Raw genomic sequence first — 13868 nt, forward strand, 5'->3', positions numbered from 1 at the left:
TTTTTTCTTAATTTATAAAATAATTGATTTAGGCTGTGGCAAATCTTTAACTATACTGAACAGAAATGCTATAAATATTTTTATGGAAAGAGGGGAAAATATGGTTCAAGGAGAAAAACAAAAAACAATTCTTTGCTTTGGAGCAGATGAAGGTAACTTGGAACAACGGTTGAGTGATAGAGAACTCAGAGAAAAAACAAATCCGTATGATCCATTAGTTTATACGGTAGAGTTGGCCGACCATCTGCTCCAACAACCTTTTGAGAATTTCTCTCTTCAACCCAAAGAGTTGATTGACCAAATAAAAGAAGTGAGTAAATATCCACTCTGGGAAGATATTCAAACCATCATGATCGATAATCCAAGGTTTCAGTTACATAGGATCTACTCGGAACAGTTTCTTGAGGAGTATCAACAATATAAAGAAACAAAACAATTTGCCAATCACGTAATGAAAGATACTTTGGCTTATGGGATACGAATCCAATTGTTGAAAAACACAGAATTATTAATGATTGAAGTTGCGAAAAATCGAAATGATCTTGTCATCTGGATATCTTTGGATTCTTATAATGGGGATTTTGTAGCGACGATCCAAGGAAAACAAAACAGGTATGCAGATTTTACTTTACGTAGTTTATATCATGAAAAAGACAAGCTCAAAGCTTCAATTGTCTTTTGGGAGAATGGTCAAATCGTCGCAGCTCCTTGGGAAAAAAATGCTAGATCATGGAGAAGGTGTGTAGAAAATGATTTGAGAAAATCACCGAATATTTACCCTTTAGAGAGGAGTCTGCTAATCTACGGATTACGATTAGCACGTATCCATTTTAACTATGAAGATCAGGTTTTGTTGAAGCAATTCCACTGTAAGGACATAAATGATTTCAATATCGATAAGTATAACGATATTTTATTGGAAAGTATTATTGAACATATAAAAAATTGTCCTACAGAAAAAAGTAGAGAAGAATTTTTTAGTCATTGGATTGATTACCTACCCGAAAAGGAACGCTATTTACCCTTGTGGGAAGCATATTATCGTGTCACACAAACGATTGAGAAATTTCAATTGAAAAATATCTTTAAAGAGGTTATTTCAGAAGACGATACCCAATTTGATCGTTCAGAAATCAAGCAACACTTCATAAAAAAAGGTTGCAAAATAGGGTTAGAACTTACTTTGTTGTCTCAACACGTAACAGTTATCTTTCTATTAGATGAACTTTGTGACTTAAGAGTAGTAAAAAAGGTCCCCAGTATTACTGGGAGTGAACTACGATATACGTATCGAAACTGGGAGCGATTCAAACATCGAATCGTTTTTATTGAGAAGAAGAAATTTGTTTCTCCACCTTGGGAATCTTATCCTGAGTTTTGGGCAACCTATCAGCCTAAGTCAAAGAGCATGGTACAACCAGAAGTGTGTGTGCTTAGTGATAAAAAAGAATTTAAACAGTTGAAAACCTACGCCCAGACCAATCGCCAATCGCAAAGTAAACAACGAATCAGTAGAAAGGAACATTGTCGCTGACTGAATCAAAAAATACATACTGACACACCAGTGAAACGAATAGATAAAAAATAAAACTATTTGGAGGTCAACTATGATGGATCAAACAACGAATGAATTCAGAAAAAAATTAGACATGTTAGCTTTATCTTTGTCACTACAAGGAAATGACAATCATTTTGGTTTAAATAAAGACTATCAATTATTATTCTCAACGTATATTCAAATGATTCATGATGATCCAGACGAATTTTTTATTGAAAAAGGCCAAAAAGAAAATATCATTGAATCGCTAAAACGGACCAAAGATTTTTATGATTTTGAGAAAAAAGAACAAGTTCAAATGATCTTTGAAAAATTGAGAAATAATGATCCAACAGATTTCATGTTGATTCCTTCTGCTTTTTATCCAGGAGAGTTTGGAGAAGTTTCACCTCATACATGTGGATTGACCGTTTATAAAAAAAATAATTCTTTTGTAGTGATGAAGGTGGATAAAGAGAGGGGCTTTGATGATCAAACGGTTTCTTATTTTGAAATTCCTCCAACAAATATTGCGGAACTAAGTGAAGTGTTTCTTAAAGAGCGATTTCATGAAGTTCGAAAACCATATTTTGTATTGAAAAGGTTAGCAGCTCTTTCAACCCAAAACGAATCGATCGGTATACCAGCCATCGTCATGAAAGAACAAAAGACTGGAAATTGTTCAGTTAACGAGGTTGATGCTGCTCTAAAAACAATTTTATTTCATTGTAGGAAAGATATCTTTTCTTTAGATACGAGTCAGCAAGTGACACCTAAATGGCATTCAGAACATGGTGAATCGATTTTAGAAATGCACAATAGATTTCTTAGTACTTTGAAAGGAGAGAATCCAGAGTGGAATCAGCAGCTTGATTATATCTTTATTTATTATTTATATAAAAAAGGTCAGCTTAAAAGTGAGTTTTTGAAAAACATTGATACTAAAAAGCGTCGCTGGCATCTCCAAATCCAGTTTCTTTTTAAAGAAGATCCTTATATTTCGGCATTATTCAGTAACCCTGGACAACTTCCAATCATAGATGAGCGCTTGATCCAAGAAAAAGCCAGCAAGATCATTAAGTCACTGGGCATCCATTCTACGAGTAAGCTTGCAGAGATTTCATCTGATGATTTAATAGAATATCTTGATCAACAAAAGTATATAACCGATATAATTAATGGCCGTTTACGATTTATCCAGGTTCCAATAGCTAAGGAAATGACCCAACGAATGATAGCTAGATTAGAAAAGAAAGAACAGGAAGTACAAGAAGAATTACACCAACGAAAAGTATCAAAAGAAACAAAGATGGAGCAGAAAGTGAGCGAACCTGCCTTGATTCATGCCCCACAGAAAATGAGCTCTCCAATAGAAAAAAATGTCGACAAGTTAAAACACGTATTGATTTTTGGTGACGAACAGGATAGAAAAGTCTTAATGGAAAAATTGGATCATTTAGATCCTAGACAAAAAAAGATACCCCATGATTCAAATGTTTACATAGAAATGATTTTTAACGCCTTAAGAAAACGTTCATTTAATTCCAAGGATTTAGAAAGAGCGATCCAGAAAAATCCTCTACTTAAAGAAATCATTCAAGTAATAAGAGATAGCATAGATTTGAACACAAACGCTGTTTATCCAATGCAATCACTGGGGGAGAGGCAAGAGTATACACAAACAATAGAATATAATAATCAAGTCTTTGAAGAGATTGCAGATTCGGGGAGCCAAAACCCCTTGATCCACCGTTCTGAATTGATCCTGATTGAAGCTGTTAAAAAAAGAGAAGATGTTGAGCTATGGGTACCATTAGACTCGCATCGCGATCAAATTGATCGAACGATTACAGGTTTTAAAAACGGTGTGCTTGATTATGTTTTGCGAGATTTATATCTGCAAAGAAACCAATTGAAAGGTAAACTTATTTTCTGGGAAAATGAGCGAAGAGTAGCTGCACCTTGGGAGCGTGATCCAGAACTATGGGCAAATTGTGTGCCAAAATCAGTTATCAAAAATGAACCTTTTCCTATAAAGGATTCACATATAGCAGTAACTAAAAAAGCAACTATAGAGATGCTTCCACCGTTAAATGAAGAAGCAAAGAAATTTGACCGGACATTCACTTTGCTAGATAAGATCGAACCACAAAAAGCTAAGGTAGTAGTCAATGATCACCTCAAGGATTTCAAAAGGGTCGTTACTCAATTAAGCACGGTAGTAAAAGAAGACCAAGTTGTAGTCACCTTGATGAGTTCAAATAAAAAGATAAATGAAAGGGATAGCGTCAAAAGATGTCTATCTGGAAAAGAAACCTCAAAACACAAGAAAAATTCTATAAATAAATCAATGGATGACCTTAAACGATACAAAAATGTAAGTACGCTATTTAGAAGGACGACACCTAATACCAGAGTCGAAATGAAGCTAGATCCACTACACAAACCGATAAAACGATTGATTGATCAAGCTACCAACCAGTCAATTCAAAGAAAAAGTCAATCGAATCAAATAAGAATGGCAGGAATGAATGGTCGCAGCACGAACACTAATGAGAACGCTAGAAGTAATAACAATCGCTTTAGTAATGTGGTTACTAGGTTCAATCATCTATTTGAAAAAGGGGAAAGTAATCCTGAACAAAATAGTGCGAACAAGCAAACCAATACAAAAAAAGTTAGCTTGGCTACATTGTTAACTTGTTTCCGTCCAACTAAATTTGGAAAGAAGCTTGTGGTGCACCAAACAACGAAATACCAGCATAAAACAATGTCGGAACGTTGATTAACCAAGTCTTTTATCTGTATCTAATCAAAAAATCAGAATAAATGAATGGCATCAATCAAAATTGGGAGGACAAGATGACTGAAAACAGTAATGATTTTAACGAACGAGTAGAGATGCTTGCTTTGGCTTTATCCTTGAAAGAAGATGGTAGAGTATTTGATATAAGGAGCAATCGGCTGGTGTTATCAACTTATATAAAAATGATTGAAAGGGATCAAGATAGTTTTTTTATAGAAAAAGAACAAAAACATAAGATCATTCAATCGTTAGAAAACTCGCTTGCCGTTTATGATTTCCATGAAAGTGAAAGTATCCAAAAGATGCTTGAAAAGCTAAACAATAATGATCCGACCGATTTTGTGCTACTACCGATCTTTTTCTTACCTGGAGATTATCGTAAAATGATCGGTCATGTTTGTGGGGTTACAGTATATAAAAAAAATGAAGAATTTATCGTTTTAAAAGTGGATAAACAGCGTTTATTCGATGGCTATACTGCTTCATATTTCGAAATTCCTGAAAAAAGTAGTAAGGAGTTAAGCAATCTGATGTTTCTTGAACGTGATAGTTGGCAAAAGGAACCCTATTACATATTTAACGAACTAACTAAACTTTCAAGTAGTTCTAAATCGATACCAATACCAGCCATAAAAATGAAGAAACAAACGACTAAAAATTGTGGTGTCACTGAAATTGAAGCCTCGTTAAGAACGATATTATTTAATTGTCGAAAGGATATCTTTTCTTTAGATAAAGACATCAAAGTAACCCCCAAATGGCACTCAAAACACCCAGCACCAACGCTAGAAATGCGTAAAAGATTTGTTGACGCTATGGAAGGTGAGAATATAGAACAAAATGAAAATTTGAAATATATCCTTCATCATTATCGATACCGTAAAGGTGAATTAGTTGAAAATCCTGCGTTTGGTGCTATTTTAACGAGTCATGGTTGGTATCGGACAATACGCAAACATTATTCTGAAGATCCATATATTTCAATAATGCTCGATAACAATGGCCATATACCAGATACATATGATAAATCTCAGGTAAAAGAAAAAAGTAAACTCATTGAACCGCCAGGAGTATTGTATAACATGAGTATTCAAATGGTAGATACATTTGATTTGAGATGGACCCAGTCCCAAATCACCTATGATATAAAACTATATAAAGATCGCTTACCTCACATAAATATCAAGGTAGCGAAAGAAGTAACTGAGTATCTTGTCACTCAACTGGAAGAAAAACATCAAGAAATAGAAGTAGAACTACAAAAACGTTTAGAAATCAACCGAATGAGCGATAAAGAGGAGATGAAACAGAAACTGAATGTGAAGGAAGAAGGAGGAGAAATTCATGCAGAAAAAAATATTGATACGATGACAAGTGAGAAGCAGAAAGACACGACTGATGAAAAGGGGAGTTGTTTTCAGTCACTTAAGGAGCATGCAGTGATTCAGGCAACAATGAAAAGGAAAACTTCGCCATATGAAGATATTCGCGCAGTGGAAAAAATAGACGAAATATCAAGTGGAAGATGTAGGGTCAACAAAACTGGTTGTTTCTCTTTCTTACGTGCATGGAATCCTTTGTTGCAAAAAGCGAAACGTCCTTCCTTAAAACTCGGTATGCCAGAGCAAGAAAGTGCCAAAAAAGTAAAATTTACAGCCTTGTTCCAACGTTTACGGCTAAATGAAAAGAGACCCGTATCAACAGGTCATACTACATCCAGACAGCAACCGCTAAGTGTCTCTCGTTAGTGACATGATTGAGTCAAAGGCTGTATTAGATGATAAAATTTACAAAAATATCAACGAGACAAGTGAAGCAAGAAAGATAGAGCAAGGATTGTGTCTGTTTCAGTGCAAAGTTGTACCTGTGTTTATTGCGCAGCACTTTCTTCTTCCACATAGCCCAAAGTAAAAATAGAATGGATTCAGCAAGAGAAATAACTGCTTCAAGTACAAGAAGAATTCACTTTGTAGAGAGTAGGGAATAGAAAATGTTAGATGAACAAAAGCAGCATGAGTTTGAAAAAAGAGTGGATATGCTCGCATTGTCGTTAGCTTTAAAACCAAATGATAAAAATTTTGACCAGAATGATGACTATAAATTATTGATATCCACGTACATAAAAATGCTAGAACAAGACCAAGATGATTTTTTTATTGATAGAAATTCGAAGCAAAATATCATTCGATCACTGGAGCGAACGAAGGAGTACTTTGATTTTGCTGAAGAGAACCAATTGCGAGCAAGTTTAGAGAAGCTAGTAAATGATGATCCAACCGATTTTATGCTTTTCCCCATGGTTGTTCCGCTTAGTGAGGATATCAATGTATACCAACATCTGATTGGGTTCGTCGTGTATAAAAAAGAACATGATTTCATAGTGATGACTGTCGATAAAATGACCAATTACTATGACGACAATGTTGTCTATCAAATTATCCCTAAACAGAGGATCAAAGAGCTTAGTACTTTGTTTTTTGAAGAACGATATGATTTTAAATTAGAGAAATTTTATCTTTTGGAATGTTTGACTAAGCTTTCAACTCATACGGAACCTATTGAGGAAATAATGATGAATGACCAAACTGTAGGGAATTGTGTCATTGCGTCACTTGATGCTTCGTTAAAAGTCATTTTATCCAATTGTAGAGAAAACATCTTTTCAGTAGATAGAGAAGATCTGTCAATCAGTTGGAATCCGTACCATAATAGGTCTACCTTAGAAATGAGAAAAAGATTTCTCACAGCAGTAAAGGGAGAGAATCCTGAGTGGAATCAATTATTCGATTATATTTTCGATTTTTATCTTTATCGGGTTGGCAAATTGCCGGAAAATAGAGAAGATTCTCCGATAAAATCAAAAACGTGGTATAAGGTTATTCGGAACATGTTCGCGATGGATTATTATATACAAGAGATCATAGCCAATGGTGGGAAGATCCAACCGAATCATGGGCCACACCCGAACTCAGTTTATTTGATTGAACCGAAAGGCGTGCTTTTGAAAAAAGAGATTCAGAACGTTCCATCTTCTAGACTAGATAGTCAATTCGGATGGATAGAAAAACAGATTCAACGATTCAAAGAACGTTTACTGTTCATAAAAATCGATCGCGCAAAGGCAATCACCCAACATATTATTTGCAGTCTGGAAGAAAAGAAAGAAGAAATAAATCAAGAGAATGAAAGAAGAAGAGTCATCACGGAGCCGGTGATCGATGAAGGAAAGATAAAACCATCATTGAATCAGCTCATCCAACAAACCATTCCAGTTAGTTCGAATCACTCAACAGAGCAATCAAAAAAACAAGTGAAGAATGAGTTGGAAAAGTAATTGATGATAAAAAAAGACCAGAGAAAAGCAGGTAAAGCTGCCACTCTCTGGTCTTTTTTGTGATTATCCATTACTACTCGATCACCAAGACGCCTTCTTTTAAGGCAAAAGGATTTTGATCATTGATATGGTCATAGAACATTACGCCATTGATATGGTCGATTTCATGTTGTACTACGATAGATTCATAATTTTTCAAACGGATTTTTTGTTTCTCACCGTTCTTGTCATAATATGAAAGCGTGATTTTTGCATGACGCACAACATACCCAGGGACTTCACGATCGACTGATAAACAGCCTTCACCTTCGCCTAAGCAAGCATTCTGGACGGAATGGCTCAAGATTTTTGGATTATACATGACCGTACTCAACGTCGGTTCTGTGATTTCTGGATCTGGATTTGGTACATGGACCGCAATGATCCGTTTTGAAATATCAAGCTGAGGCGCAGCTAGGCCGACACCACCACGTAAATTTAATTCTTCTGCTTTGATTGGATCTTGGCTATTTTTAAGAAATTCCAACATTTCTTCTCCTAATAAAAGATCTTCCTCACTGAGTGGAAGAGCGACTTCTTGCGCTACTTCACGTAATGTTGGATTGCCTTCTCGAATAATATCATCCATTGTGATCATGGAATATGTACCCCTTTCTTATCAAACACTCTCTTTTCGGTTAATAGTTTACCATAAATTTGAAAAAGTAGTAGCCTGATTGTTTAATCAACTAGATTTTCTTAAGGATTCTACACTTGATTTATTAGAAAGATTCAGGTAAAGTATAGCTGTATGTTTAAAGCATATGTCCTGTTACTTGGTTAAACGAATCACCAACGTTTTACTCAGTCACAGGGGAATAATTAAACGAGGTGAAAGAAATGGCAATTTCAAAAGAACGCAAAAACGAAATCATCAAAGATTACGCACGTCATGAAGGAGATACTGGTTCTCCAGAAGTACAAATCGCTGTATTAACTGAAGAAATCAACCACTTGAACGAACATGCACGTGTTCACAAAAAAGATCATCATTCATACCGTGGTTTGATGAAAAAAGTTGGTCATCGTCGTAACTTGTTAGCTTACTTACGTAAAACTGACGTTCAACGTTACCGTGAATTGATCCAACGTCTAGGCTTACGCCGTTAATTTTTAACAGAAAGTGGGGTTCGCGTGAATCTCACTTTTTTACTTTAAACTATCAAACATTTCTGTGAATCAGCTCGATGGACTCCTACTAACCAAATGAAAGGTGCAAAAGTACGCTTTCGCGGTTTTCATTTGTTTAGTAGCGTCTAGCGTTCACGAGAAGGAAAAGGAGTATTTATGTCAGAAAAACAAGTTTTTAAAACGACATGGGGCGGACGTCCCTTAGAGATCGAAGTTGGCCAATTAGCCAAACAAGCAAACGGAGCAGTATTAGTTCGTTATGGTGATACGGTCGTATTAAGTGCGGCAGTCGCTTCAAAAGAAGCAAAAGATACAGATTTCTTCCCATTGACGATCAATTATGAAGAAAAAATGTATGCAGCTGGTAAGATCCCAGGAGGATTTATCAAACGTGAAGGTCGTCCAAGTACGGAAGCAACCTTAACTGCTCGTTTGATCGATCGCCCGATTCGTCCAATGTTTGCGGAAGGTTTCCGTAATGAAGTCCAAGTCACAAATATCGTGATGAGTGTGGAAACAGATTGTTCTCCAGCAATGGCAGCAATGTTAGGTTCTTCATTAGCTTTATCGATTTCAGATATCCCATTTGATGGACCGATCGCAGGTGTTGAAGTGGGTCGTGTGAATGGCGAATACGTCTTGAATCCAACAGTTGAACAAGCAGAGACTACCGATATCGAATTAAGCGTTGCTGGTACAAAACAAGCAATCAACATGGTTGAAAGTGGCGCAAAAGAAGTTTCTGAAGAAGATATGTTGGGCGCATTGTTATTTGGATTTGACGCAATCAAAGAATTAGTCGCATTCCAAGAAGAAATCGTTCAAGCTGTCGGCAAAGAAAAAATGGAAGTTTCTTTATTACAAGTCGATGCTGACTTGAAAAAAGAAATTTTTGATGCATCGTATGGCACGATGAAAGAAGCGGTCATGACAGAAGAAAAATTAGCTCGTGAAGATAATATCGACCAAGTGAAAATCGATATTCGCGAAGCTTATGCAGAGAAATTTGCCGGTCATGAAGACGAAGCGCAATTACTAAAAGAAGTGAAACAAATTACGGAAGATCTTGAAAAAGATGTCGTTCGTGAATTGATCACGATTGACAAAATCCGTCCTGATGGTCGTAAATTAGATGAGATCCGTCCTTTAGCATCAGAAGTTGGCTTGTTGCCACGTGTTCATGGTTCTGGATTATTTACTCGTGGACAAACACAAGCACTATCATCATGTACATTGGCACCTTTAGGAGAACACCAAATCATTGATGGCTTAGGTGTAGAAGTCAGCAAACGATTCATCCACCATTACAATTTCCCACAATTTTCTGTGGGTTCAACTGGTCGCGCCGGATCACCAGGTCGTCGTGAAATCGGTCATGGTGCATTAGGTGAACGTGCATTAGCACAAGTGATCCCTTCAGAAGAAGAGTTTCCTTACACGATCCGTCTAGTGGCAGAAGTACTTGAATCAAATGGTTCATCTTCTCAAGCAAGTATTTGTGCAGGGACATTAGCATTGATGGATGCAGGTGTGCCAATCAAAGCCCCTGTTGCTGGTATTGCTATGGGATTAGTATCTGATGGTGAAAACTACACGATTTTAACAGACATCCAAGGTCTAGAAGACCATTTAGGCGACATGGACTTCAAAGTTGCCGGAACAAAAGATGGAATCACAGCGCTACAAATGGATATCAAGATCCAAGGTATCACAGAACAAATCTTAAAAGAAGCATTGGCACAAGCAAAACAAGCACGTATGGAAATCCTAGAAGAATTGACTTCAACGATTGCGACACCACGTGAAGAGCTTAGCCAATATGCACCGAAAATCGAAATGATCCAAATCGATCCTGCGAAAATCAAAGATGTCATCGGTAAAGGTGGCGATACGATCAATGGAATCATTGATGAAACAGGCGTGAAGATCGACATCGATCAAGACGGTAAAGTAAGTATTGCTTCTTCTGACAAAGAAATGATCCAAAAAGCGATCAAGATCATTGAAGACTTGACAAAAGAAGTCAAAGTTGGCGAAGTCTACCTTGGTAAAGTTGTACGTATCGAAAAATTCGGTGCATTTATCAACTTGATCAAAGGAAAAGACGGTTTAGTCCACATTTCTCAATTAGCGAATGAACGTGTGAACAATGTAGAAGACGTTGTGAAGTTAGGCGATGAAGTGTTGGTGAAAGTGACAGAGATCGACAAACAAGGTCGTGTGAATCTTTCAAGAAAAGCAATGTTGAACGAAGAGGAAAAGAAGTAATTCCACTGTTTTAAGATAAAAGTTTTTTAATAAGCGTACTACTACGAAAATAATTTTATATTTTCAAAAGTAGTACGCTTATTTTTTAAAATCGTTAAAGTAAAAGGCATAAAGGGTCAATTTATATTTTCTTAAAAAACACTTAGTTATTTAAAGTGCAAAAGGAGGAATGGAAATGATCCATTTTTTATTCTCACTGATTGTAGGTGGCGTATTAGGATTCGTTGCTGGAGCTGTTCTTAATGAAGATGTTCCAGGGGGCGTAACTGGAAATATTATCATTGGTTTCTTTGGTAGTTGGCTAGGTGAATTTGTGTTAGGTGATCTAGGTCCGTCGATCAGTGGCTTTTATCTTATCCCATCATTGATCGGGGCACTCGTTTGTTTGGCTCTTTACTCCTTTACAGCCGATTATTTAAGAAGACGTCGATGAATCGGTTATTTTTAGCTGATTTATTGACACCGACGTTGAATACTTGGATAATTAGGTGGAATTTAGGTCAATCATAGGATTGGAGAAATGAGGGGGAACAGTGACAACAAAGCATAACACAAAAAAAATCTCGATGGCTGGGTTATTAGTCGCCATGGGGGTTGTTTATGGAGATATCGGTACCAGTCCGCTTTATGTAATGAAAGCTATTGTAGAGGATAATGGCGGCTTGCGGGGGATCAACCCAGATTTTGTTATCGGAGCAGTCTCCTTGATTTTTTGGACTTTGACATTATTAACGACGATCAAATATGTCGTGATTGCATTAAATGCAGATAACCATGGAGAAGGTGGGATCTTTTCTTTATATACTTTGGTTAGAAAAGGCGGTAAATATTTGATCATACCTGCAATGATCGGTGGCGCAGCATTATTAGCAGATGGGGTACTTACTCCAGCAGTAACGGTTACGACTGCTATTGAAGGATTACGTGGGATTCCACAATTCTTTGACCGTTTCGGCAATGACCAGAATATCATTGTCATCATTACTTTAGTTATTATTTTTGTTTTGTTCATGGTCCAACGGTTCGGTACAGAAGTCGTCGGTAAAGCATTTGGACCGATTATGTTTTTATGGTTCACCTTTTTAGGTGGCATGGGCTTGTTTAATTTCAGTCAAGACTGGACAGTGATCCGTGCCTTGAATCCTTATTATGCGATCCAGTTGCTATTTAGTCCTGATAATAAGCTAGGGCTATTTATTCTAGGGAATATCTTTTTAGCTACTACTGGGGCAGAGGCGCTTTATTCTGACTTAGGACATGTCGGAAAACGAAATATCCGTTTAAGTTGGCCATATGTCAAAGTATGTTTGGTATTGAATTATTTTGGGCAGGCAGCATGGTTGTTGAATGTCTATCAAAATCCAGAAACACAAGCGATTGAAAACTTGAATCCATTTTTCAAAATGATGCCGGCTAGTTTTACCGTTATTGGGGTCATATTTGCAACGATTGCGGCCGTTATCGCTTCGCAAGCGCTAATTACTGGATCATTTACTCTAGTTTCAGAAGCAATCAAATTGAAATTATTGCCTCGGTTGAAAATCATGTATCCTGGAAGCAGTATCGGACAGATGTATATTCCGGCAGTGAATTTGATTCTATGGATTGCTTGTTCACTGGTTGTCGTTACCTTTAGAACCTCACACCATATGGAAGCTGCGTATGGGCTGTCCATTACCGTAACGATGTTGATGACGACTGCTTTACTTTATTTCTATTTGCTTCAAACTGGCTATCCGAAGTGGCTGGCTCATACAATTACCTTTTTCTTTGGGGCAATCGAAGTCGTCTTCTTTATTTCAAGTATCGTGAAGTTCTTCCATGGCGGTTTTGTCGCTGTGTTGATTGCTTTAGTTATTTTAGCGGTCATGTTTGTTTGGGAACAAGGAAATATCATTCGTGAATCGGTCGCAGAAGAAGTGGCGTTAAAAGAATATATTCCACAACTTCAAGCATTGAAAGAGGACAAGACCTTACCAATGTATCAAACGAATGTGGTTTTCTTAGTGCCGGATATGGCAGATGGGAAGGTCGGTCGTCAGTTCGTGTATTCCATTTTAGATAAACGACCAAAGCGGGCGAAGGCCTATTGGTTTGTACACGTAGAAGTAACCGATGAACCCTATACGAAAGAATATCAAGTGGATATGATGGGAACCGATTTCGTTGTTCAAGTGAACCTGTTCTTAGGATTCCGCGTACAACAAGAAATCAATGTCTACGTTCGACAAATCATCCATGATTTAATGAAACAAGGACGTCTACCAAAACAACCACAAACGTATTCATTGACTCCAGGAAGAGAAGTCGGCGATTTCCAATTCATCTTGATCGACGAAGTAGTTTCCAATGTAACAACTCTTGGAAAATGGGAACGACAAATCATGCAAGCCAAACTTGCAATCAAGAAAATCGCTACGACGCCAGAAACATGGTTTGGTTTAGAATACAGTGAAGTCAAACATGAAACAGTACCTTTGCTGATTGGTGGAACAAGAAAAACGTGGTTGAAAGAACGAAAAAATAAGTAGATAAAGAATTAGTTTATGCTATACTAAAACTGGAAAGAGGAGTTGCGATAACAACTCCCCTTTGACAGCGCTGTTTAAAGAACAGTGGTATAAATCTAAATATCTCTAAAAAGAAATAGCTAGTCTCCTGTTAAAGTGACGGCTATTTCTTTTTTCGTTAAGCAATGCTACAACCAACGTGATCAAGGCAATGGTAAACATACCAAAGCTGAGCATCAATTT

Annotated in this window: 10 protein-coding genes; 8 read left to right on the forward strand and 2 right to left on the reverse strand. The window is 36.9% G+C overall.

The window, feature by feature from the left end; genetic code table 11:
• The first annotated feature begins 100 nt into the window (after positions 1-100).
• From CUS89_RS08690 to CUS89_RS08705, 4 genes are all read left to right on the forward strand, one after another.
• Positions 101-1534, forward strand: a complete 1434-nt coding sequence (locus CUS89_RS08690) for a hypothetical protein (protein WP_104871815.1) — start codon at positions 101-103, stop codon at positions 1532-1534.
• Between the two features lie 322 nt (positions 1535-1856).
• Complete coding sequence (locus tag CUS89_RS08695) at positions 1857-4322, forward strand: hypothetical protein (protein WP_146103411.1); 2466 nt, start codon at positions 1857-1859, stop codon at positions 4320-4322.
• Between the two features lie 77 nt (positions 4323-4399).
• A complete protein-coding gene (locus CUS89_RS08700; RefSeq protein WP_104871817.1) occupies positions 4400-6091 on the forward strand; it encodes a hypothetical protein in 1692 nt (563 codons plus the stop codon).
• Between the two features lie 242 nt (positions 6092-6333).
• Positions 6334-7677, forward strand: coding sequence for a hypothetical protein (locus CUS89_RS08705; RefSeq protein ID WP_104871818.1), 1344 nt, complete (start codon positions 6334-6336; stop codon positions 7675-7677).
• 73 nt (positions 7678-7750) lie between these two features.
• Here the strand turns inward: CUS89_RS08705 and def are convergent, their stop codons facing one another.
• On the reverse strand, positions 7751-8314 hold the full coding sequence (def, locus tag CUS89_RS08710; protein WP_010734376.1) for a peptide deformylase: 564 nt from the start codon (positions 8312-8314) through the stop codon (positions 7751-7753).
• A 242-nt stretch (positions 8315-8556) separates the two neighbouring features.
• On the opposite strand from def, the gene rpsO reads away from it, so the two are divergent.
• The 4 genes from rpsO (at position 8557) to CUS89_RS08730 (ending at position 13646) form a co-directional block, all read left to right on the forward strand.
• On the forward strand, positions 8557-8826 hold the full coding sequence (gene rpsO / locus CUS89_RS08715; protein ID WP_010734375.1) for a 30S ribosomal protein S15: 270 nt from the start codon (positions 8557-8559) through the stop codon (positions 8824-8826).
• A gap of 177 nt (positions 8827-9003) precedes the next feature.
• Positions 9004-11115 (forward strand): polyribonucleotide nucleotidyltransferase, encoded by a 2112-nt coding sequence (gene pnp, locus CUS89_RS08720; protein WP_104871819.1) that lies wholly within the window; start codon positions 9004-9006, stop codon positions 11113-11115.
• A gap of 175 nt (positions 11116-11290) precedes the next feature.
• The gene (locus CUS89_RS08725; protein WP_065096493.1) at positions 11291-11548 is read left to right on the forward strand and encodes a GlsB/YeaQ/YmgE family stress response membrane protein; all 258 of its coding nucleotides are present in this window, start codon (positions 11291-11293) and stop codon (positions 11546-11548) included.
• 100 nt (positions 11549-11648) lie between these two features.
• Positions 11649-13646: a KUP/HAK/KT family potassium transporter gene (locus CUS89_RS08730; protein ID WP_104871820.1), complete on the forward strand. Its 1998-nt coding sequence runs from the start codon at positions 11649-11651 to the stop codon at positions 13644-13646.
• Positions 13647-13751: 105 nt separating this feature from the next.
• On the opposite strand, the gene CUS89_RS16585 is transcribed toward CUS89_RS08730, so the two are convergent.
• A complete protein-coding gene (locus CUS89_RS16585) occupies positions 13752-13862 on the reverse strand; it encodes a putative holin-like toxin (RefSeq protein ID WP_374955052.1) in 111 nt (36 codons plus the stop codon).
• Positions 13863-13868 lie beyond the last annotated feature (6 nt).

This window comes from Enterococcus mundtii (genome assembly GCF_002947535.1).
GTDB classification, from domain to species: Bacteria; Bacillota; Bacilli; order Lactobacillales; family Enterococcaceae; genus Enterococcus_B; species Enterococcus_B mundtii_B.